The organism is Plesiocystis pacifica SIR-1 (genome assembly GCF_000170895.1).
In the GTDB taxonomy this organism is placed as follows: domain Bacteria; phylum Myxococcota_A; class Polyangia; order Nannocystales; family Nannocystaceae; genus Plesiocystis; species Plesiocystis pacifica.
Window position 1 is genome coordinate 126,071 of sequence record NZ_ABCS01000013.1, and the last position, 22,280, is coordinate 148,350.

General features: G+C 70.1%; 18 protein-coding genes. 13 read left to right on the forward strand and 5 right to left on the reverse strand.

Going from position 1 to position 22,280, the window contains the following annotated elements:
* Positions 1–35: 35 nt before the first annotated feature.
* The gene (locus tag PPSIR1_RS09115; protein WP_006970741.1) at positions 36–2,471 is read left to right on the forward strand and encodes a spermidine synthase family protein; all 2,436 of its coding nucleotides are present in this window, start codon (positions 36–38) and stop codon (positions 2,469–2,471) included.
* Between the two features lie 140 nt (positions 2,472–2,611).
* Positions 2,612–4,165 (forward strand): hypothetical protein, encoded by a 1,554-nt coding sequence (locus tag PPSIR1_RS42260; protein WP_157595357.1) that lies wholly within the window; start codon positions 2,612–2,614, stop codon positions 4,163–4,165.
* Between the two features lie 39 nt (positions 4,166–4,204).
* Here PPSIR1_RS42260 and PPSIR1_RS09125 read toward each other — a convergent pair whose 3' ends face one another.
* Positions 4,205–4,780, reverse strand: a complete 576-nt coding sequence (locus PPSIR1_RS09125) for a peptidylprolyl isomerase (protein WP_006970743.1) — start codon at positions 4,778–4,780, stop codon at positions 4,205–4,207.
* Positions 4,781–4,988: 208 nt separating this feature from the next.
* Between PPSIR1_RS09125 and serC the strand changes: the two genes are divergently transcribed.
* On the forward strand, positions 4,989–6,152 hold the full coding sequence (gene serC, locus PPSIR1_RS09130; protein WP_006970744.1) for a 3-phosphoserine/phosphohydroxythreonine transaminase: 1,164 nt from the start codon (positions 4,989–4,991) through the stop codon (positions 6,150–6,152).
* 20 nt (positions 6,153–6,172) lie between these two features.
* Complete coding sequence (locus tag PPSIR1_RS09135) at positions 6,173–6,892, forward strand: suppressor of fused domain protein (protein ID WP_006970745.1); 720 nt, start codon at positions 6,173–6,175, stop codon at positions 6,890–6,892.
* A gap of 20 nt (positions 6,893–6,912) precedes the next feature.
* On the opposite strand, the gene PPSIR1_RS09140 is transcribed toward PPSIR1_RS09135, so the two are convergent.
* From PPSIR1_RS09140 to PPSIR1_RS09155, 4 genes are all read right to left on the reverse strand, one after another.
* A complete protein-coding gene (locus PPSIR1_RS09140; RefSeq protein ID WP_086001161.1) occupies positions 6,913–7,458 on the reverse strand; it encodes a peroxiredoxin in 546 nt (181 codons plus the stop codon).
* 53 nt (positions 7,459–7,511) lie between these two features.
* Positions 7,512–8,288, reverse strand: coding sequence for an OmpA/MotB family protein (locus PPSIR1_RS09145; protein WP_006970747.1), 777 nt, complete (start codon positions 8,286–8,288; stop codon positions 7,512–7,514).
* Between the two features lie 147 nt (positions 8,289–8,435).
* Complete coding sequence (locus PPSIR1_RS09150) at positions 8,436–8,624, reverse strand: YjzC family protein (protein ID WP_006970748.1); 189 nt, start codon at positions 8,622–8,624, stop codon at positions 8,436–8,438.
* Between the two features lie 73 nt (positions 8,625–8,697).
* The gene (locus PPSIR1_RS09155; protein WP_006970749.1) at positions 8,698–10,278 is read right to left on the reverse strand and encodes an FAD-dependent oxidoreductase; all 1,581 of its coding nucleotides are present in this window, start codon (positions 10,276–10,278) and stop codon (positions 8,698–8,700) included.
* A 420-nt stretch (positions 10,279–10,698) separates the two neighbouring features.
* On the opposite strand from PPSIR1_RS09155, the gene PPSIR1_RS09160 reads away from it, so the two are divergent.
* From PPSIR1_RS09160 to PPSIR1_RS09200, 9 genes are all read left to right on the forward strand, one after another.
* A complete protein-coding gene (locus tag PPSIR1_RS09160) occupies positions 10,699–11,286 on the forward strand; it encodes a GNAT family N-acetyltransferase (protein WP_006970750.1) in 588 nt (195 codons plus the stop codon).
* Between the two features lie 37 nt (positions 11,287–11,323).
* On the forward strand, positions 11,324–12,136 hold the full coding sequence (locus PPSIR1_RS09165) for a lysophospholipid acyltransferase family protein (RefSeq protein ID WP_006970751.1): 813 nt from the start codon (positions 11,324–11,326) through the stop codon (positions 12,134–12,136).
* Positions 12,137–12,151: 15 nt separating this feature from the next.
* Positions 12,152–13,195 carry an agmatinase gene (gene speB / locus PPSIR1_RS09170; protein WP_006970752.1) on the forward strand — a complete coding sequence of 348 codons (1,044 nt, stop codon included), beginning with the start codon at positions 12,152–12,154 and terminating at the stop codon, positions 13,193–13,195.
* Positions 13,196–13,261: 66 nt separating this feature from the next.
* The gene (locus PPSIR1_RS09175) at positions 13,262–14,374 is read left to right on the forward strand and encodes a M14 family zinc carboxypeptidase (protein ID WP_006970753.1); all 1,113 of its coding nucleotides are present in this window, start codon (positions 13,262–13,264) and stop codon (positions 14,372–14,374) included.
* Positions 14,375–14,750: 376 nt separating this feature from the next.
* Positions 14,751–15,563, forward strand: a complete 813-nt coding sequence (locus PPSIR1_RS09180) for an alpha/beta fold hydrolase (protein WP_006970754.1) — start codon at positions 14,751–14,753, stop codon at positions 15,561–15,563.
* A gap of 113 nt (positions 15,564–15,676) precedes the next feature.
* Positions 15,677–17,236: an alkaline phosphatase PhoX gene (locus PPSIR1_RS09185; RefSeq protein ID WP_006970755.1), complete on the forward strand. Its 1,560-nt coding sequence runs from the start codon at positions 15,677–15,679 to the stop codon at positions 17,234–17,236.
* A 159-nt stretch (positions 17,237–17,395) separates the two neighbouring features.
* Positions 17,396–19,132 carry a DUF3556 domain-containing protein gene (locus tag PPSIR1_RS09190; protein ID WP_006970756.1) on the forward strand — a complete coding sequence of 579 codons (1,737 nt, stop codon included), beginning with the start codon at positions 17,396–17,398 and terminating at the stop codon, positions 19,130–19,132.
* A gap of 133 nt (positions 19,133–19,265) precedes the next feature.
* A complete protein-coding gene (locus tag PPSIR1_RS09195) occupies positions 19,266–20,630 on the forward strand; it encodes a Vgb family protein (RefSeq protein WP_006970757.1) in 1,365 nt (454 codons plus the stop codon).
* A gap of 224 nt (positions 20,631–20,854) precedes the next feature.
* Positions 20,855–22,201, forward strand: a complete 1,347-nt coding sequence (locus PPSIR1_RS09200) for a Vgb family protein (protein ID WP_006970758.1) — start codon at positions 20,855–20,857, stop codon at positions 22,199–22,201.
* Positions 22,202–22,280: the final 79 nt, after the last annotated feature.

Below are 22,280 nucleotides of genomic sequence, written 5' to 3' on the forward strand. Positions count from 1 at the left end.
GCACCGCACCCTCGCGCCCGCTCACTTACGTCGGCGTGTTCGCGGTCGCTCTGTCCACGCTCATGCTGGAGATCCTGCTGACGCGGATCACCAGCGTGATCGCCTGGTACCACCTCGCCTTCTTCGTGATCTCGCTGGCGATGCTCGGCATGACCGCGGGCGCCGTGATCGTGTTCTTGCTGCCCAAGGTGTTCGCCGACGAGCACGTCCCGCGGCGCCTGAGCCAGTCGGCGCTCGCGTTCGCGTTGACCACCCCCGTCGCCGCGGGCCTGGCCATGGCGATCCCGCTGCTGCCCATCGACGGGCTCATGGACTTCTTCGCCCTGCTCGCCTACGGCGGGGCCATGGCGGTGCCCTTCGCTCTGGGCGGGGTGACGCTGACGCTGGCGCTGACCCGGGCGGGGCTGCCGGCGTCGACGGCCTACGGCGTCGATCTGGTCGGCGCGGCGCTTGGCTGCGCGCTGGTCATCCCGCTCTTGAACCACTTCGACGCCGCGAGCGCGGCCTTGCTCGCTGCGGCCGTCGGCGCCCTCGCGGCGCTGTGCTTTGCCCTGGCCGAGCCGCGCGCGAGCGACGGAGAAGGCTCGGGTCGCCGGCGCAGCTTGGTCGGCTCCGGCGCCCTCGCGGCCGGGCTCGTCGCCCTGGGCCTGGCCAACGCCAGCGCCGAGGCGCCGCCGCTGCGTCCGGCCTGGGTCAAGGGCCGCGCCGAGGACCCGGAGGCCTACGCCTTCATCGGCTGGAACACCTACTCCCGGGTCACGGTCCAGCACACCCTCGAGGCCCCGCCGGTGTCCTGGGCCGGCAGCATGCTCATGCCCAAGGAGCTGTGGGCGCCCACGCCCCAGCGCGCCATCGAGATCGACGGCGCCGCGGCGACGATGATGTTCGAGCACGGCGACGAGCTCGAGCGCCACGCCCACATCGACTGGGACATCACCTCCTTCGCGCACATGGTCCGCCCCGAGGGGCCCGCGGCGGTCATCGGGGTCGGCGGCGGGCGAGACGTGATCGTCGCCGCTCGGGCCGGCCACAGCCCCGTCGTCGGCGTCGAGCTCAACGACCTCATCGTCCGGCTGCACACCGAGGAGATGGAGGACTACTCCAGGCTCACGCGCATCCCCGGCGTCGAGCTGGTCTCGGCCGAGGCGCGCAGCCACATGGAGGGCGAGCCGCGGCGCTTTTCGGTCATCACCATGTCGCTCATCGACACCTGGGCGTCGACGGGGGCCGGGAGCTACAGCCTGTCGGAGAACGGCCTGTACACCGCCGAGGCCTGGGAGGTGTTCATGAGCCGGCTCGAGGACGACGGCATCTTCACGGTCTCGCGCTGGTACCACCCCAAGAGCCCCGGCGAGACCGTGCGGATGATCGCCCTGGCCATGGAGGTGCTCCACCGCCGCGGCGTCGAGGACCCGCGCGAGCACATGTTCGTGCTCCGCCAGTTCAGCGTCGCGACCGTGCTGATGTCGCCCACGCCCTTCACCGACGCGGACATCGACGCGATGCAAGAGGCGGCGGGCCTGGGCCGGGGCTTCACCATGCTCGCGACCCCGCGCAAGGCCCCGAGCGGGGGGCCCCTGGCCGAGCTGTGGGCGGTGAAGGACCAGGCCGAGCTGTGGACCTGGACCGCGGCCCAGGACCTCGACTTCACCCCGCCCACGGACGACCGGCCCTTCTTCTTCAACATGCTCGAGCCGAGCACCTGGCTCAGCGACCCCGAGGCCGTCGACGAGCTCGACGTGTCCTTCCTCGGCAACCTGCAGGCGACCCAGACCCTGGTCTACGCGACCTTGGTCAGCATCCTGCTCACGGCGATGACGCTGATCGGTCCGCTGCTGGCCCGGCGCCACGAGCTGCGCGACGTGCAGCGCCTGGATCTGCTCGCCTCGGTGACCTACTTCGGGCTGATCGGGCTGGGCTTCATGTTCGTCGAGATCGGCCTGCTCTCGCGGCTCAACGTGTTCATCGGTCACCCGACCGTGGCGCTGGCCGTGCTCTTGGGCGGCATCATCTCGTTCACGGGCATCGGCAGCCTGATCTCCGGGCGCGCGCCCATCGAGGACTGGCTCGACCGAGCTCAGGGTTTGGGCGGCCGCGCCGGTCGGCTGTTCCCGCTGCTGACCTTCGCCCTCGTGCTGCTGGCCGTGCTCGCCTCGGGGCCGCTGACCCACGCCTTCGTGGGCAAGGCCCTTGGCCTGCGCGTGGTCGTGGGCGTGGCGACGGTGGGCGTGCCCGCGCTGGGCATGGGCCTGGGCTTTCCCCTGGGTCTGCGCCTGGTCCAGCGTCGGCGTCAGCGCGACGGCGGCCCGGAGCTCGGGCCGTGGCTGTGGGGCATCAACGGCGCGGCCGGGGTGTGCGCGAGCGGCCTGGCCCTGGGCTCGTCGATGGTCTGGGGCGTGCCCGCGACCCTCGGGCTCGGGGCGCTGTGCTACCTGCTGCTGCTGCCGCTGACCTGGCGCCTCGGTCGTTAGTCGCGTTGGTGCGACCGTAGCCCAGCGCCAAAGATTCACCCTCGGGGTGACGCCCTGTGCCCGAGACCCCGCCCGCTTGGGGACGCGGTCTCCGGGAGGCGGCGTGGCTGGCCCCGGCCTGCTACCATCAAAGGCGTCCCGTGCGCGAGACTACTCGATACAGCCTGTCTGGCGCCCTGTCCGTGATCGCGCACGCGGCCTTCGTATTGGTGTTCGCGTGGTCCATGCGGGTGACCGAGGACTTGCCCGAGGAGTTCGACGACACCCCGCCCGAGTACGAGATCGACTTCATCGACTTCGAGGAGAAGGAGATCGAGCCCGACGCCGCCCAAGGTGAGCCGGAGCCGGAGCCCGAACCCGAGCCGGAGCCCGAACCCGAGGCCGAGCCGCCGCCGACCGAGCTGCCCGAAGATCCCGCCGCCGAAGCGAGCGCGCCGGAGCCCGAGCCCGAGCCCGAAGCCAAGCCCCGCTTTGGCCACCGCAAGTCCAAGATCAAGGGCCTGGTCCCGCCCAACGCGACCTGGACCTTGATGCTGGCCAACAAGCGCATCAAAAAATTGCCCTTCCGCGACTCGGCCACGGAGATCATGGCCCCGCTGAGGGACTTTCGCCTGCTCGTCGACGACGCCGGGTTCAACGTCTGGGAGGACTTCGACTTCGTGGTCATGGGCAGCCCCGACGCCACGGACCAGACCCAGGCCTTCGTCGCCGTGCAGTACGGCTTTGGCCACGACGAGATGCGCGCGGGCATCGACCGGGCCTGCGCGCGCAACAAAATGACCGTCGACTGGCGCGAGGAGGGCGAGGGCAAGAACAAGGCCTGGATCGGCGACCCGCGCTACATCGACTCTGACCTCGAGGACCGCAACCCCGACGACCGCCAGTTCGTGCTCGTTCCCGGGGACAAGGTCGCCATCTACCTGCGCGAGGCCTTCGTCGAGCAGGTCGTCTCCGGGCCCGACAAGAGCAAGGGCAAGACCGCCGGCAACTTCGTGGCCAACATCGCCAAGATGCGGACCTACACCTACGCCGAGCCCAAGGCGGGGGTGCAGCTGGTCGTCGAGGACATCCGCGCCATGGTCCGCGTGCCCGAGGGCTTCCCCATCGAGATCCCCAGCCGCGCCGAGCTGATGTGGGAGGCCGCCAAGACCCCGGAGCTCGTCGTCAAGCTCGAGTTCCTCGAGCTCGCCCACGCCGACAAGGTCGTCACCTACTGGAACGGCGAGCTCGAGCAGGACCTGCGCGCCCTCGGGGTCTGGGACGTCGCCGGCGGCATCATCTCGGCCACCGAGCTCGAGCAGGACAAGCGCACCATCATCCTGCGCCACGAGTTCAACGAGATCGCCGCGCGGGTCGTGCTGCAGATGATCGCCAAGGAGTTCGGCAAGGCCATGCGCTACTCGGCCAAGCAGGCGCGCGAGGCCAAGCAGCGGCGCGAGGCCAACTGGGAGGCGCGGGAAGAGGGCAAGCTGCCGCCCTCGGAGGTGCTCGGGACCGACGAGGAGCCGGCTCCGGCTGCCGAGGAGGCCGACGCCAAGCCCAAGCGCGGCGGGGCGCGGCCGAACGTGCCGGCGAAGGATCCCAAACAGGATCCCAAAGAGTCGGGTGAGGCGGAGTCACCGGAGCCCGGCGCCGACGAAGCGCCGGCCAAGGCTGACGAAGCGCCAGCCGAGCCCGGGCCACCGATTCAATGAGCGGGGCGCGGCTCGCCCCGAGCTGCTCGGCCTTCCTTGCTAGCCCCGGCCAATCTGGATGGTCTCGATGCGGACCTCGTCGACGGGTCGGTCGCGATCGCCCGTGGCGGTCTGACCGATCGCCTCGACGATCGCCATGCCCTCGATGACCCGGCCAAAGACCGTGTGCTTGCCGTCGAGGTGGGGCGTCGCGCGCAGGGTGACGAAGAACTGGCTGCCGTTGGTGCCGCTTTGGCCGCGGCGGCCGGCGTTGGCCATGGACAGCACGCCGGGGCCGTCGTGGCGCGCCTCGGGCGAGCACTCGTCGTCGAAGGTGTAGCCGGGGCGTCCCCGGCCGGTGCCCGTGCGATCGCCGCCTTGGATCATGAAGTTGGCGATGACGCGGTGGAAGATGACGCCGTCGTAGTAGGGGCCCTCGCCCTCGGTGCCGGTGTTGGGGTCGGTCCAGGGGCCCTGGCCGGTGGCCAGGCCGACGAAGTTCGAGACCGTGTTGGGGGCGATGGCCTCCAGGAGCTCGACGGTGAAGGAGCCGCGGTTGGTGACGAAGGTCGCCCGGAGGGGGCCGTCGCCGGGGACGTAGTCCGCGACGGGGGGGAAGCTGGTGCGGTGCGCCACGGGCGGGGACGCTACCATCCGGCGCGGGGGTGATCTAGCAGTCCGGGGTGAAAGCCAGCGCGGCTCCTCGCGCAGGAATTTTCGTCGAGAGCGAGGAGCCAAATCGATGCTGTGGTGGGCCACTGTGAGATTTGGCGACAACGCTCTCGGCGAAAAGGCCAAGCGAGGTGTCGTGGTGGCTTTCACCCCGGGCTGTTAGCCTCCGGCCATGGCGGCACAGCGCATCTTCAACTTCTCGGCCGGCCCGGCCATCCTTCCCCCCGAGGTGTTCGAGCGCGCGGCCGCGGCGGTGCGCGAGCTCGGGGGGGACGGCCACGCCAAGGGTGCGCCGGGCATCGGGCTGTCGCTGCTCGAGATCTCCCACCGCAGCCAGGACTTTGGGATGATCCACGATCGCGCCGTCGAGCTCGTCCACGAGGTCCTCGGTGTCCCCAAGACGCACCAGGTGCTCCTGCTCCAGGGCGGCGCGACCCAGCAGTTCGCCATGGTGCCGATGAACTTCGCGGCCCCCGGCTCGACGACGGCCTACGTCGACACCGGCGCGTGGTCGACCAAGGCGATCAAGGAGAGCCAGGCGGTGGCGGCCGGCGGCGGTCGGGGTCACGAGACCGCGGTCTTGGCCAGCTCCAAGGACACGGGCTACGACCACATCCCGGCCCTGCCCGAGCACCTGCCGGCGAAGGCGGCCACGGCCTACCTGCACGTGACCTCGAACAACACCATCTTCGGCACGGAGTACGAGGCCATGCCCGCGGTCGACCTACCCCTGGTCGTCGACGCGAGCAGCAACATCGGCAGCCGCCCCATGGGCCTCGAGCGCGCGACCATCGGCTACGCCGGGGCGCAAAAGAACCTCGGGCCCTCGGGCGTCACCCTGGTCTGGCTCGAGCGCAGCTGGCTCGAGCGCGAGGTCCCGGCCGGCGTGCCCAACATCCTCCGCTACGCCTCCCACGCGGCCAAGGGCGGCCTGCTCAACACCCCCAACACCTTCGGCGTGCTCGTGCTCGGTCTGGTGCTCGAGTGGCTGCGGGACAAGGGCGGCGTCGCGGGCATGGCCGAGCGCAACCAGGCCAAGGCCGACGCCCTCTACACCGTGCTCGACAACTCCGACCTGTTCGCCCCCCACGTGCCCAAGGCCCACGCCAGCTCGCGCTCGCGCATGAACGTGACCTGGACCCTCGGCGGCGCCGCGGAGGACGGCCGCGAGGCGCTGACCAAGCGCTTTTTGGCCGAGGCTGGCGCGGCCGGCTTCTCCGGCATCAAGGGCCACCGCAGCGTCGGCGGCTGCCGGGCGTCGATCTACAACGCCTTCCCCCTCGAGGGCGTGACCGCGCTGTGCGAGTTCATGACCGAGTTCGAGCGCAGGGCCTGAGCGAAGCGAGCGAAGGCACGATGAGCGACGCGACCTCCCACGACGGCGACGCGCCGGGCTGGAACGCCATCGACCGCTGGGTCGGGGCTCACTTCCCGACCGCGACCCCGCACCAGTTCACCAGCCGCCACCCCTACGAGCTCGACAAGCCCAGCCCGCTCCCGGCGGTCACCGTGTTCGAGACGCGCTCGCCGGCGGGCTGGCTCTACGTCAGCTACGGCCTGTCCGAGCTGTTCGAGAAGAGCTCCGACGACGCCGCGATCTCGGGCTTCGGCTACGAGCTGACCCTGCGCGTGCCCGTCGCGCCCCACGGCCTCGAGGGCCCCAGCGACACCCCGCCGGTCTGGCCCCTGCGCCTGTTCCAGTCCCTCGGCCACCACGCCCTGAGCCAGGGCGGCGGCTTCGACTCGGGCCACTTCCTCAACCTGGGCGCGCCCATGGTTCCGCCCAACAGCGACGGCCCGCGGCCCGAGGACTGCGCGCTCACGGGCCTGGTCTGCCTGCCCGATCCGGCCCTGGGCAAGATCGAGACCGTGCACGGCTCGCTGCTCTTCCTGCGCCTGTTCGGGGTGACCGCCGACGAGCTCGAGGCGCTCGAGGACGTGAAGCTCGGCTCGCTGGTCGCGTGCCTGGCCGAGCTCGAGGGCCTGGCTGTCACCGATCCCTTTCGGGCGTCTTTCCTGGACGACCCGGAGAAGGCCAAGATCATCCGGCGCTACAAGCTGGGCATCGAGCTCTAGGGCCCGCGCCCGAGCGGCCCTCAGAGAGCCTTGGCGGCCTCGAGCACCTCGTCGGCGTGCACGCCGGGGTCGACCCCCGGGTAGACCTTGGCGACCTTGCCCTCGGCGTCGAGCAGGAAGCTGACCCGCTGGGTGAAGCCCGCCGTGGCCGGGACGCCGAAGGACTTGGCCCAGGTGCCCTCGGTGTCGGCGATGAGCGGGAAGGGCAGCTCGTGCTCCTCGGCGAAGGCCTCGTGGGAGGCGTCGTCGTCCATGGACACGCCGATGACCATGACCCCCGCGGACTCGTAGCTGGACCACACGTCCCGGAACGCGCAGGCCTCGGTGGTGCAGCCGGGGGTGCCGTCCTTGGGGTAGAAGTAGACGATCGCGGGCTTGCCGAGGGCGCGCAGGTCGATGGCGGTGCCGTCGTGGGCGGCCTTGGCCAGGGCCGGGGCCTCGCTGCCCTCCGCGAGCAGGCCCTCGCCGCCGTCGGGTCGCTGGACTTCGCCGCACCCGGCCGCCGCGACCAGCAGCGAGGGGGCGAGCAGGGACAGGGCCAGGGTCAAGGCGGCTGAGCGGCGCATGACGGATTCATGGCCGATGACGCCGAGCTTGGCAAGGAACGACACTGAGGAGCTCAGCGCCCGGGCGGCAGCAGGGCGATCTCGATGCGCCGGTTCTTGGCCCGGCCCTTGGCCTTCTTGTTGCTGGATACGGGCCGGAACTCGGAGAAGCCCGCGGCGACCAGCCGGGCGCCCGGGACCGAACATTCTTCCTCGAGGAAGCGGACAACGTTGGTCGCGCGGCTGGCGGACAGCTCCCAGTTGGTCGGGAAGTTGGCGAGCACCTCCTCGGACTTGATGGGCTGGTTGTCCGTGTGCCCGCCGACTTGGAACACCGAGTCCTTGGGCAGGGTCAGCAGGCTCTCGGCCAGGCGCCCGAGCAATTTTTTGCCCCGCTCGCTCAGCGTGGCCTCGCCGGTGGCGAACAGCACCTTGTCGGACACGTCGACGACCAGGTAGCCGTGGCGCTCGGATACGCGGATGTCCCCGGTCTCGATCTCTTCGACCAGGGACTTGGACAGGGTCTCTTGCAGGGCCTTGACCGCCGCGAGGGCCTTGTCTTTTTTCTTCAGCTCCCCCTCGAGGGAGCCCGCCTTGCTCTCGAGGTCCTCGACCTTGGCGGCGAGCTTGGTCGCCTTCTCCTGGGTCGCGACGTGGGCCTCTTGCTCGGCCTTGAGCTCGGCGATGGCGGCCTCGTGCTGCTCGCTGAGCGCGCTCTTGCTGTCGAGCTCCTTTTGGAGCTCGGTGACCTCGGCCTGCTTGGCGGCGAGGGCTTCCTGGGCCTCGGCGTCGCAGCCGAGCGCGCTGAGGGAAGCCGCGAACAAGACCAGGCGCGCGTGGGATCGGAGCATGGACCCACGCTAGCCGAGGTCGCGCGCCCTTGGCCACGGTCGCGGTGCGTCGTGCACGGATGGCGAGGGCTCATACCCTCTTTTCGAACGGGCGCCGCCCAAACCCCGCGCGCGCTGAAGGCACGCGGGGTCGGACGGGCTCGAGGGTCAGGTCGCGCGCTTGAGCTGCCAGTAGGCCGCTTTGTCCGACGAGTTGATCGGCGGGAAGGTCCCGCCCTCGCTGAGGGTGATCATGCGCTCTTCTTGGCTGGGCTTCGGCGAGGTCGAGCCGTCCACGTAGCCGGCAAAGGCGTAGTGGCCGCTCGTCTCGCAGCGCTGTCCGGTCTTTTTGTTCATGCCCAACGGTGCGCGCAGCCAGAGGGTGGATCGGCAGCGCAGCTTTGCGGCGACGTGATCGAGGTCTCGGTGTTCAGGCCAGGATGCCGCGCTTGGGCACGGACCACACCGGCTCTTCGCGCAGGCCCTCGGCCGACATCATCGCGTTGGCGGCCATCAGCCCCGAGGTGTAGGCGGCCTCCATGAGCATGGCGGGGAAGGGCAGGTCGACCCAGTCGCCGGCGAGGAACAGGCGCGGGTGGTCGGTGCCGATCCCAGGTCGCTGGGCGTGGGTGCCGACGTGAAAAGCCGGGAAATCGCGGCGGACGTAGAGCTCGTCGTGGATCACCGGGGCGTCGGCGAGCTCGGGGAAGAGGTTGCGCAGCTCGACCAGGAAGCCCTCGCGGATGACCTCCTCGGTCTCGGCGTCGATGCGGCCCCCGCTCAGCTCCTCGGGCACGGCGTAGCAGTGCAGCTCGAGCACGCAGCCGCGCTTGCCGGCCTTGCGGCGCTCGGCGACCCACTCGGCCGCGCTGGACTCGACGCCCTCGACCCAGGAGATGGCGTCGAGGTAGCGGTCGCGCTCGGTGATCACGAAGGAGGGGACCTCGCCGCGATCGAAGTCGATGTCGAGCCACAATCGCCACACCGAGTAGCGCTGGCCCGGGAACAGGGCGTCGATCTTGGCGGCGGTCTCGGGGGCGGCGGCGGCGAGCTCGGGCGAGGCCGCGAAGATCGAGCGGGTGCCGACGACGTCGCTGGCGATGAGCAGGTAGTCGAAGGGCTCGTCGTCGACGGTGAAGCTTGCGCCCTCAGTGCTGGCGGAGTTGGCGGAGATAGCGCCAACCTCGGTCTCGAGCCGAATGTCGACGCCGTGACGCTCGAGGTACTCCCGCAGCGGCGTCAGCAAGGTGGGCTCGAAGTCGTCGTCGAGGTGGTCGTAGAGCAGGCCGTTGTCGTTGCTCAAATAGTAGTAGTGGAAGCTCTTCATGAGCTCCGCCATCGACATCTTCTCGGCGTCGGAGAAGAAGGCCCGGGAGAAGGTGTTGAACACCAGGGCGAGGCTGTCGGGGAGCTCGGCCTGCTCGGCGAACTCGGCGAAGGACACCGAGTCCCACTCGGCGTAGGTCTTGTCGCGATCGTAGCGCAGCAGGGCCTCGAGCTTGGTCCGGGTCTTGCGGCCGGTGACCTCGCGGAAGGAGTAGAGGCCCAGGCGCCCGAGGCTGATCAGGTTGAGCAGGGGCGTCGCCGCGGCCCCGGCGAAGGAGTAGCGCTGGCCGTCGACGCCGAGGATCATGTAGTCGCCGACCTCGGTGAGGTTGCGATCGATGCCCAGCTGGCTCAGAAACTCGCTCAGGTTGTAGTAGTGGCGGAAGAAGGCGTGGAAGCCATGGTTCATGGCCTCTTCGCTGCCGTCGGGGAAGGTGGTCTTCCACGCGCCCAGCTTGCCGCCCAGGTAGTGGTTGCGCTCGAACAGCACCACCCCAAAGCCGCGCTCGGCGAGCTTGGCCGCGGCCCCGAGGCCGGCCAGGCCGGCGCCGATGACCGCCACGCGCTTGGGGCTCTCGAGGGCCGCCGGCAGCTCGGGATCGGGGCTGTTGACGGGGTGCCGGTAGCCGCCAAAGCGCCGCTCGATCCACCGCGCGACGAGACCCTTGCGCGCCTCACTCGCCACGCGCAGCCTCCAGCTCGGTGACGGCGCGGTGAAGCTCGCGGGGGCCAGCCCCGGTCAGGGTGCCCGGAGGCCGCGAAGGGCCGGCGAACGGGGTCTGGTGATGGTCGGGGCGAGCCATGGCTTGTCCCGGCCTTATCACGACACACGCGCCGGGTCGAACGACTCGGCCGTGGCTGCGTGGGTTTCGGGGGCTGCGGGTCCTCAGCGACCGCATACGCAGGTTCGCCATGCGCGAGCTCGAGCCCCGCCACGATTCGAGGTCGCGCCCGAGACGAGACAGCTCGGTGACGGGAGCGGGCTCGTGGCGCGCGAGCGTTGTCGCAATCTCTTCACGCGAGCGTGATCGAGGGGTGCTCCGTCCCCGTCACATTCGCCGCGAGTTCGGAACCCCCACGGGGAATCATTGAGGAGCGTCGAGTCGTGCCTGATTACACCGTCAAGAACCTCGAGCCTGCGGACTTCGACGACCTGATGTACCTCGAGGAAGAGGTCTTCGGCGCCGAGGGAGAGACCACCTTGGGCCCCTACTACGTGCGCCTGTGCTGCGACTTCTTCGGCCGCCACTGTTTCTTGGCCCTCGCCGACGGCCGCCCCGTGGGCTACCTGCTCAGCTTCGTGCGCGAGCGCGAGGCCTACTGCACCACCTTGGCCGTGGTCCCCGAGTTCCAGGGCACGCGCTGCGTCCACCTGCTGCTGCGCGCCTTCGTCAGCGCCATCGCCGACGAGGTCGACTCGTGCTGGTTCACGGTCAAGGAGGACAACAAGGCCGCCCGTGCCCTGCACGCTTCGCTGGGGGCGACGGAGATGGGCGTGCGCCGGGGTTTTTACGGCCCGGAGGACGAGCGCATCGTGTCGAAGATCGACGCCGCGGCCTTCGACAAGCTCCGCGCTCGCTACGAGCGGCTCGGCCTGATCAAGCCAAAGCCCAAGGCCAAGCCCGTTTCGGTGATCTCGCCGGCGATCCTCCCCGCGCCCTCGGGCCTGGGCGTGGTCGAGGCGAGCGCCTGAGGCTGCCTCCTTCGACCTGCCTCGGGCGGTAGCGGTCATGAACGCGCGCGTACCTTCCATCGAGCTCGAGCCTGCGCCGCTGGGGCTGCTGCCGAAGCTGGCGGCAGGGCCCGCGGCGTTGCTGCGTTCGGGCCGTCGCATGCGGCGGACCTCCGTGTTCCTGGCCCAGGCCTCGGCGCACATCCGCCGCGAGCTGCTGCCGCTCCCGGACACGGCCGCGAACACCCGCAGGCGCCAGGGCTACATGCACTTCATGGCTGGCAACCTGTGCGCGCTCTCGGGCTTCGAGGTCCGCGTGCGCGGGCCGGTGCCCAGCGCCGAGGCGTCCTGCGTGCTGATGTGCAACCACATCAGCTGGCAAGACCCGCTGCTGATCGCCGACGTGCTCCCGACCGTCGCGATCGCCAAGCGCGAGGTCGGCCGCTGGCCGGTGGTCGGCGACATCGCCAGCGGCCTGGGCATGCTCTTGGTCGAGCGCGGCTGCGCCCACAGCGGGGCGAAGGTCCTGCTCCGCGCCCGCCGGACCCTGCTCGACGGTGGCTCGGTGCTGACCTTCCCCGAGGGCACCACGAGCTACGGCGAGAGCATCCTGCCCTTCCACCGCGGCATGTTTGGGTTGGCCCAGCGCCTCGACATCCCGGTCACGCCCATCGCCCTGCGCTACTTCCACGCCAACGCCGGCTGGGTCGGGGACGCGAACTTCCTGCCCCACTACCTCGAGACCGTGGGTCGCCCGCGGACCGTGGCCGAGCTGCACTTCGGCGCGCCCATGGGAGCCCGCGCCGGCGAGCGAGCCGAGGACTTCGCCGCCCGCGTGCGCGAGGCCATGCTCGCCCTCTACCGCTCTTGAGCTCCGAGATCGTCGATGACCACCCCCGCGCGCCCCCAGTCCGCCCAGGAGTACCTGGCCCACGGCCAGACCCCCTTCTTCCGCCTCCCCTGCGCCCCCCAGACTCAGATCGGTGACCCCGGCCGCTTCGCCGGAGCCAAGGCCGTGCTTTTGGGGGTGCCCTACGACAGCGGGACGACCTACCTGCCCGGGGCTCGGGTGGCCCCCTACCACGTGCGCCGGGTCAGCGCGCTGGTGTCCTCGACCCACCCCAAGCACCGCGTCGACGTGTTCGAGCACGCGCCGGCCCTCGACGGCGGCAACGTGCCGGTGACGCCCTTCGCCCCCGAGCTCATGCGCCAGGCGGTGCAGGCCGAGGTCATGGCGGTGCTCGGCGCGGGCGCGGTGCCCTTCGTCGTGGGCGGTGACCACTCGATCACGACCCCGATCATGCGGGCCATCCACGCCGTGCACGGGCCGGTGTGCGTCGTCCACGTCGACGCCCACTACGACACCAGCGACGCCGGCGTCTGGGGCGAGGAATTCCACCACGGGACCCCGATTCGACACGCCATCGAGGATGGCCACGTGCAAAAGGGCGGGCTGTTCCAGGTTGGCCTGCGCGGCGGCTGGAAGGACGGCGACGAGGCGGCGCTGAGCCTGGGTCACGAGGCGATGTTGTTTCCAGCCTCGGTGTTCGAGGAGCGCAGCGCCGTCGAGATCGCCGAGACGATCAAAACGGCGATTGGCGATCGTCCCGTGTACTTTTCGATCGACGTCGACGGCGTCGATCCCAGCCACGCTCCAGGTACGGGCACGCCCGTGCCCGGTGGGCTGAGCAGTCGCGAACTTCTTTGCTTGCTCGACAACCTCTCAGGGGTGAAGATCGTGGGGATGGATCTGGTCGAGGTCTCGCCCCCGCACGACCACGCCGACCTCACCAGTATGCTCGCCGCCCACGCGCTGTTCTCCGGGCTCGGACTGTTGGCTGTACACGCCAAGGAGAACGCGTCTTCTTCCTCTCCCGTGGAAGCGAGCGACAACGAGTTCACGCGGCCGTCCGAGGACGGCGATCGTTGACACGTTGAACGAGGAAGCCCTGTTTGAACCGCGCGCGTCTGACCCAACCCCTCCGACTTCACCCCCATGGGAGCCTTCGCCGAGGCTGTCCGCGAGCTCCCGGAGCTCGCCGACCTCAACGAGGTCCTGGCTCTGTTCGGGGACCGGGCCGAAACCCACGTCCTCGCTACCGTGCGTCACAGCGGCATCGAGTTCCCGATAGTCGGGGTCGTCGTTGGAGCTACGCGTCCTGACGCACCCACCCTCGCCCTCGTCGGCGGCGTCCACGGTCTCGAGCGCATCGGGACCCGGGTCGTGCTCGCCGGCATGCGGACCATCGCCCAGTTCCTGAGCTGGGACCGCATCCTCAACGCAGCCCTCGACGATCTGCGCCTGGTCTTCCTTCCCCTGGTCAACCCCGTGGGGCTGTGGCTGCGGCGGCGCAGCAACGGCAACGGCGTCGACCTGATGCGCAACGCCCCGCCGCACCCCGACGCCTCGGGCACGCCGCTGGTCGGCGGCCATCGCCTGAGCCCGCGCTTGCCCTACTACCAGGGCGTGCCGGGGCAGATGGAGATCGAGGCGCAGGCGCTGTGCGAGTTCATCCGCGAGTGGGTGTTCCCGGCGCGGGCGTCCATCGCCCTCGACGTGCACTCGGGCTTCGGGACCGTCGATCGCTTGTGGTTCCCCTACGCCTATACCCGCCGCCCCTTCCCCTCGCTGGCCGAGGCCTACGCCCTCGAGCGCCTGCTCGACGACACCCTGCCCAACCACGTCTACGTGATGGAGCCGGTGTCGCGGAACTACACCGTGCAGGGCGACCTGTGGGACCACCTCTACGACGAGCACGGCGGCGGGCGGCTGTGGGATCGGCCCACGGAGCTCGAACGCTCGGCGCGGGCGAGCCAGGCCCACAGCGTGCCCCGGGTCCCCGCCTACCCCGGGCCCTTCATGCCCCTGACCCTCGAGCTCGGCTCGTGGCTGTGGGTCAAGAAGAACCCGCGCCAGCTCTTCGACGTGCTCGGCGGCTTCAACCCGATCCGCCCCCACCGCCTGCGCCGGACCTTGCGGCGGCACCTGCCGCTCATCGAATTCCTCATGCGCGCGGTGGCTGGCTCGCCGACCTGGACGGGCTTCGACGCGCGGGAGCGCCAGCGCCTCGAGTCCGAGGCCTTTCGGCTGTGGTTCACCCGGGGCTAGGGCGCCGCCGGTGAATACCGAGCAGGTCGCCGCCAGGCCGTCGGTCCACGGCACGAACTCGGACTCGTAGCCCGTCCCGATGGTTGCGAAGCGTCCGCAAGTCGAGGCGGATGCGCGCGCGGGCGCTCGTCGGCGGCAGACATCATCCGCGCGATGGGTGGCATGGGCGAGGTGGCGCAGCTCACCGCGAGGAGCCCAGCGTACGCCAGCGCGCAGCGGAGACCGGCGCGGCGTTGGCTTTGGTGGGTTGAGGGCGGGGTCACTCCCATGCGGGGGATCAACCGGGGCCAGCTTCGCAGCTTCGGGGTGCGTTCTCTGCACGCTCTGTCTTTCGAGCTGGGTACGGGTCGTGCCGCGTCGTGTATGGTTTCCCCGCATGACCGTCTCCATGCGCGCGGGGCCCCGCTTCATCCTGGTGCGTGGTCTCGCCCGGGAGGCCGCGCACTGGCACGACTTCGACGAAGGCCTGCGCACGCGCTTCCCCGGCGCACGCGTCGAGCGTGTCGACTTGCCCGGCAACGGCGAGCGCTGGCGGGAGCGCAGCCCGCTGACCACGCGGGAGTCGGCGGCCTACCTGCGCGAGCAGGTCTGGGCGGCGAGCGAGCAGCCCGTGGTCCTGATCGCGATCTCCCTGGGCGCGATGGTCTGCCTCGAGTGGCTGCGCAGCTGGCCGAGCGACGCGATCCTCGGGCTCGCCGCGATCAATACCAGCGCCGGGGGCCTGTGCCCGCCGTGGCAGCGCATGCGCCCCCGGGCGATGGTCGAGACCCTGCGCAGCATCGGCGCGCGCGACCCGGTCGCGCGCGAGCGGGCGATCCTCGAGCTGACGACCACGGGCCACGGAGCCGACCGCGAGCTCGCCGAGCAGCACGCCGAGTTCCACCGCCTGCGACCGATCCGCCGGGCCAACGTCTTGCGCCAGGCCGTGTCCGCCGCGCGCTTTCGGGTGAAGGTCAAGCCCCTCGCGGCGCCCGTGCTGGTGCTCAACTCGGCGGCCGATCAGATGGTCGATCCGAGCTGCTCGCGGGCGCTGACCGTGGCTTTGGGGGCCGACCTCGCCGTGCACCCCAGCGGCGGTCATGACCTCACCCTCGACGACCCCAAGTGGTGCGCCGAGGCCATCCACCGCTGGCTCGTCGAGGGGCGGCGCATCGACTGCGCCGCCGGCACGGGTCTCGCGGCGGAGTAATTCCTGCCCTCTACTTGGTTTTTGGCTCGGCGCGGGACCTTGACGCTGGCTCGTCTCGCTGTTGTAACTGGAATTGCATTGCGAGCGGCCCACGGGCCACAGAGAGTGCGCCCATGAGCTTCGGACGTCGCAAATTCTTGATCAGCGGTGGCGCGACCACCCTCGCCCTGTCCCTCGCAACCCTCTCGAGCCAGCGCAAAGCTGCGGCTCGCGGACGTTGGGGGGCGCTGATCGAGGATCCCGACGGCATCCTCGACCTGCCCGAGGGCTTCTCCTATTCGATCCTCGAGACCGAGGGCGACCCCATGGACGACGGCTACGTCGTGCCCGAGCGTCCCGACGGCATGGCGTGCTTCGAGGGCCCGGACGACACGATCATTCTCATGCGCAACCATGAGAACGGGATCAGCGGCGGCCCCTACACCGGGGACCAGACCCCGCCGCCCGAGGCCTACGATCCCGGCGGCGAGGGGGGCGTGACCCGGGTGGTCATGGACGCCAACACCTTCGAGCGCATCTCCTCCAACCTCGTGCTGGTCGGCTCGATCCGCAACTGCGCCGGCGGCCCCAGCCCCTGGGGGTGGCTGTCGTGCGAGGAGACCGTCGAGATCAACGAGGGCATCCGCCACGGCTACACCTTCGTGTGCCCGATCGACGCCGAGACCGTCCAGGCTCCGCAGATCGTCGAGGGCTACGGCCGCTACAACCACGAAGCCGTCGCCATCGATCCGTCCAACAACTACGCCTACCTCACCGAGGACCGCGCCGACTCGGCGCTCTACCGCTTCGTCCCCGACGCCATGGCCGAGCCCTTCGTCGGCACGCTCCAGGCCCTCAAGGTCGTGGGCCAAGACGAGTTCCAGACCTCGGGCATGAGCGTCGGCGACGTCCTCGACATCGAGTGGGTCGACATCGACGAGCCCGACCCCGACGAGGACACCGTGCGCGACGAGGCCCACGGCAAGGGCGCGGCCTACATCGTCCGCGGCGAGGGCATCTGGTTCTTCGAGGGTCAGGTCTACATCGCCTCGACCAGCGGCGGGCCCATCTTTGGCGGCCAGATCTTCCGGCTCATCGACGGTGACAGCCCGACCCTCGAGCTGGTCGTGCAGTCCGAGGACTTCAACGTCCTCGACGGCCCCGACAACATCACCGTCGCGCCCTGGGGCGAGCTGTTCATCGCCGAGGACGGCGACGGCGAGCAGTACATCCGCTGGGTCACCGAGCAGGGCGAGGTCTGCGACTTCGCGCGCAACGCCCTCAGCGACAGCGAGTTCGCCGGCGTGTGCTTCTCGCCCGACGGCCGGGCGCTGTTCGTCAACATCCAAGAGCAGGGCCTGACCCTCGTGGTCACGGGGCCCTTCGGCGAGGGGGGCAGCGGCGAGGAGGACACCGGCGACGAGACGGCCGACGGCGGCATGACCGAGGACGAGGGCACGAGCGGCGACGAGTCGGGCACCGACGGCGGCGATGGTAGCGAGGACGAGATCGGCGACGACACCACCGGCGACGGCACCGGGGACGCGGGCGCCGACGACTCGAGCTCCGACGAGGGCTGCGGCTGCGCTGCGGACGAGACGAGCAACCAAGGGATGATGGCCGCGGCGGCCGTGTTCGGGGCGGTGGCCGTGAAGACGGCGCTCACCGACGAGAGCGAAGAGCCCGAGGCTTGAGCCGAGCCCCGGAGCCGGGGCCGGAGCTGGAGCCGGAGGTCCGGGTCGCGTGACCCGGGCCTCGTTTGCGTCAGGTCGACGACCCCGCAAACGCCTCGCGCACGCCGAGAAGAGGCTTTCGACTCGACGGAGCCCTGGACCGGTCGCACACTCAGGGCCTTGCGCCTGTTCGACCCCGAGCCCCCGCCCTTCGACCCCCTCGAGTGGGAGCGAAAGCCCCTCGCCGAGCGGGTGCGCATGGCGTGCCAGGCCTGGGCCGAGCAGGGCTTCGGCGCGCCCGCGTTCATCTTCGCCGCCTACGCCCTCAAGATCGCCGCCTACGTCGGGGTGTGGTTCCTGCTGTGCTGGCGGACGCCGGGCCTGGGCGCGCCGGGGGAGCTGCTGGACTGGTGGGCCGAGCCGCTGGCGCTGCAGCAGGCGCTGGTCTGGAGCCTGACCTTCGAGATCCTCGGCCTCGGCTGCGGGAGCGGGCCGCTGACCGGGCGCTACCTGCCGCCCGTGGGCGGCGCGCTCTATTTTCTACGCCCCGGCACGATCAAGCTGCCGGTGTTCGAGGGCGCGCCGATCATCGGCGAGGCGCGGCGCTCGTGGCTGGACGTGGGCCTCTACGCGGGGGCCCTCGCCGCGCTGGGCTGGACGATGCTGTGGCCCGGGGCCGCGCCGTGGCAGCTGTGGCTGCTCCTCGCCCTCGTCCCGGCCCTGGGTGTCCTCGACAAGACCCTGTTCCTGGCCGCCCGCGCCGAGCACTTTTGGGTGATGCTCGCGTGCCTGGCGTGGACCGGCATCGACGCCGACTCGGGCTCGGGCTGGATCGCCTCGACCAAGGTCGTGGCCCTCGCGCTGTGGTTTTGGGCCGGCGTCTCGAAGCTCAACCATCACTTCCCCAGCGTGGTGTGCGTGATGGCCAGCAACAACCCGACCATGCCCTTCCCGGGCCTGCGCCGCCGGCTCTACCGGGCCTTCCCCGATGACCTGCGGCCCTCGACGCTCAGCGTCGTGCTGGCCCACGCGGGCACGGCGATCGAGCTCGGCGTCCCGCTGCTGCTGGCTCTTGGTCACGCCGCGCCGCATTGGGTGTGGCTCGCGGGCATCGTCGGGATGCTCTACCTGCACGGCTACATCACCAGCAACGTGCCCATGGGCGTGCCCCTCGAGTGGAACGTGGTCGTGGTCTACGGCGGGCTCGTGTTGTTCGCGGGGCACCCCGAGGTCGCGCCCTTCGCTGGCCTCGATCCTGCGCTGATCGCATTTTTGATCAGCAGCGTGATCGCTGTGCCACTGGTTGGAAACCTCTTCCCCGACCGGGTTTCGTTCCTCCTGGCCATGCGCTACTACGCGGGCAATTGGCCGGTGGGGTTGTGGCTGTTTCGCGGAGACAAGCTCGACGAGCTCGAGGCGTTGACCAAGAGCGCGGGGTGGCTCGAGGACCAGCTCGCGCCCTTTTACGCGCGCGAGGTGTTCGTGGGCCTCTACGCCAAGAGCCTCGCGTTTCGCTTCATGCACCTGCACGGCCGCGCGTTCGCACGGCTGATCCCGCGGGCCGTGGGCGAGGCCGAGGTCGAGGACTACTTCATCGTCGAGGGCGAGCTCGTCGGGGGCATGGCGCTGGGCTGGAACTTTGGCGAGGGCCACCTGCACAACGAGCAGCTGCTGCGCGCCGTGCAGGCCCAGTGTGGCTTCGCCGAGGGCGAGCTGCGCTGCATCTTCCTCGAGCCCCAGGCCCTCGGGGGTCGGCGCCAAAAGTGGCGCATCGTCGACGCGGCGACGGGCCTGGTCGAGGCGGGCGAGGTCGAGATTGCGAGCCTGGTCGACGAGCAGCCCTGGGATGGCCTGTCCCTCGGATCAGGGCCGTCCAGGCCGGGCGTCGAAGGCTCGAATTCGAGCGCCGATCTTTAGACCAGTCGCCGTCGTTCGCGCTGTTCTTTGGCCGTAGTGTGCGCTGTACCTGCGAATATCGGCAATTTTGCCCTACCCAAAACCCTGCCATCGTAGTACACCCACATCGGAACACAAAGTAGGAGTCTAACTCATGTCCTCTCACATCCGCCTCGTCGTCCTCGCCACCCTGCCTGCCCTCGCTCTCGCCTGTGGAGATGGCAGCGGACGGGGCGGGACCTTTGACGGCGAAGAGGAGGGCCTCGGCGACGAGGCCGGGGAGATGAGCGCTGGGGACGAGGCCGGCGAGACCACGGGCGGGACCGGCGGAGGCGACACGAGCGACGGCGGCGACGGCAACGAGTCCAGCGGCATCAAGCTGGACCTGGCGCCCATCCCCGACGCGCCGGGCTGCGGCGATGGTGGCGGCGGCGGCGTGTTCGACGAGAGCTTCTCCTACATCTGGATCGCCAACTCGACCCAGGGGACCATCTCCAAGATCGACACGGTCAGCACCGTCGAGGAGGGCCGCTATCTCGTCACCGACAGCGCCGGCCAGCAGCCCTCGCGGACCTCGGTCAACCAGTACGGCGACGTCGCGGCGGGGCACCGCTTTTACCCGCGGGTCACCAAGGTCGCGGCCATCCCCGAGCGCTGCGTCGACAAGAACATGGACGGGGTGATCCAGACCTCGACGGGCCCCGGTGACATCCTGCCCTACGGCACGGACGAGTGCGTGCTGTGGACCGTCGACGTCGGCACCGAGGGCAACGGGACCCGGGCGGTCGCCTGGGAGGGCGGCGTCATCGACCCGGTCACCTGCACCAACACCGTGCCCAACCCTCGCGTGTGGGTGGCCTACGGCAGCAACCCGCTCAAGGCCGTGCGCCTCGACGGCGAGAGCGGGGCGGTGCTCGACACCGTCAACATCCCCTCCGGGGGCTTCGTCTACGGCGGGGCGGTCAACGCCGACGGCGACTTTTGGGTCAGCGACCGGACCGGCCGGACCCTCTCGGTGGTCGACTCGGACACCCTCGCGGTGAGCACCTACAGCGTGCCCGGCAGCCAGGCCTACGGCGTCGGCATGGACGAGAACGGGCACCCGTGGATCGCCACCTACGAGGGCGGGGGGAGCGACCGCATCTACCGCTTCAACCCGGACACGACGATGTGGGTCGACGCGGGCGGCGGCCAGGGCCGCTACCGCGGGATGGTCGTCGACCGCGAGGGCCGGGCCTGGGTCGCGGGCAACAGCCCCTGCCGCCTGACCCTCGTCGACGCCCTCACCGACAGCGTGCTCGACGACGGCATCGCGCTGCCGGGCTGCCAGGACCCCGTGGGCACCAGCGTCGATCGGGACGGCTACATCTGGATCGTCGACCGCGGCGCCTCGGTTGCGTGGAAGCTGGACCCCGACTTCAAGATCGTCGTCGGCATGGTCACCGGCCTCATCGACCCCTACACCTACTCGGACATGACGGGCCAGGGCCTCAACCTGGTCGTCAATCCACCCGGCTGATCCAAGGACGGCTGCGACTCCCACGAGGGAGCACACCGCACGACCTGGCCCCCGGTGGAGGCCCGGTAGAACGTGCGGGATTGGCTGAGTCGTGGACGTGGACGGTCCTGGGAATTTGCTCGCGTTCGATCTATGCATGAAGCGCGCTCTTGGGGCGCGCTTCGCTAATTTTCTCGAGCATGGGTGTCGTCATGTCTGCTTTCTCGCGCGCTTCTCTTCTCCCCGTGACCCTCTCGACCCTGGCGCTGTGCGCTGCAGGCTGCGGAGACTCGGGCGGGCGCACCGAGGAGACCTTCGGCGACGACGGCATGGACGAGGGCATCGGCGACGAGGCCTCGAGCACGGGGACCGAGGCGGGCGAGAGCACCGGCGACACCGGGAGCACGGGCTCGAGCACGGGCGGCGACGGCAACGAGTCCAGCGGCATCAAGCTGGATCTGGCGCCCATCCCCGACGCGCCCGACTGCGGCGAGGGTGGCGGCGGGGGCAACTTCGAGAACGACTTCTCGTACATCTGGATCGCCAACTCGACCCAGGGCACCGTGTCGAAGATCGACACGGTCAGCACCGTCGAGGAGGGGCGCTACTTCGTCACCGACAACGCCGGCCAGCAGCCCTCGCGGACCTCGGTCAACCAGTTCGGCGACGTCGCGGCGGGGCACCGCTTTTACCCGCGGGTCACCAAGGTCGCGGCCGTGCCCGAGCGCTGCGTCGACAAGAACATGGACGGGATGATCACCACCTCGTCGGGCCCCGGCGACATCCTGCCCTACGGCACCGACGAGTGCGTGCTGTGGACCGTGGACGTGGGGACCGAGGGCAACGGGACCCGGGCGGTGGCCTGGGAGGGCGGCGTGGTCGACCCGGTCACCTGCACCAACACCGTGCCCAACCCGCGGCTGTGGGTGGCCTACGGCAGCAACCCGCTCAAGGTCGTGCGCCTCGAGGGCGAGACCGGGGCCGTGCTCGATACGGTCAACGTCCCCTCGGGGGGCTTCGTCTACGGCGGGGCGGTCAACGCCGACGGCGACTTTTGGGTCAGCGACCGGGCGGGGCGGACCCTCTCGATGGTCGACTCGGTCACCCTCGCGGTGAGCACCTACAACGTGCCCGGGAGCCAGGCCTACGGCGTGGCGGTGGACGAGAACGGGCACCCGTGGATCGCGACTTACGAGGCCGGCGCGAGCGATCACATCTACCGCTTTGATCCGGACACGGCGATGTGGACGGACGTCGGCGGGGTGACTGGGCGCTACCGCGGGATGGTCATCGACCGCGACGGGCGGGCCTGGGTGGCGGGCAACAGCCCCTGCCGCCTGGCGCTGGCTGACGCGCTCAATGACATGTTGATCGACGACGCGATCGAGCTGCCGGGGTGTTCGAACCCCGTGGGGACGAGCGTGGATCGGGATGGGTACATCTGGGTGGTCGATCAGGCCGTGGGTACGGCGTGGAAGCTGGACCCTGACTTCAAGATCATCGTGGGGACGGTGACGGGGCTGGTGGCGCCTTATACGTACTCGGACATGACCGGGCAGGGGTTGAACCTGGTGGTCAATCCGCCGGGTTGAGCTCGCGTATTTGGGGCTCTCTTTGGGTTTGGCGAGGGGTCTCGTCTCCGGCGGAGAGCGGGCACGGGGCAAGGGGGTC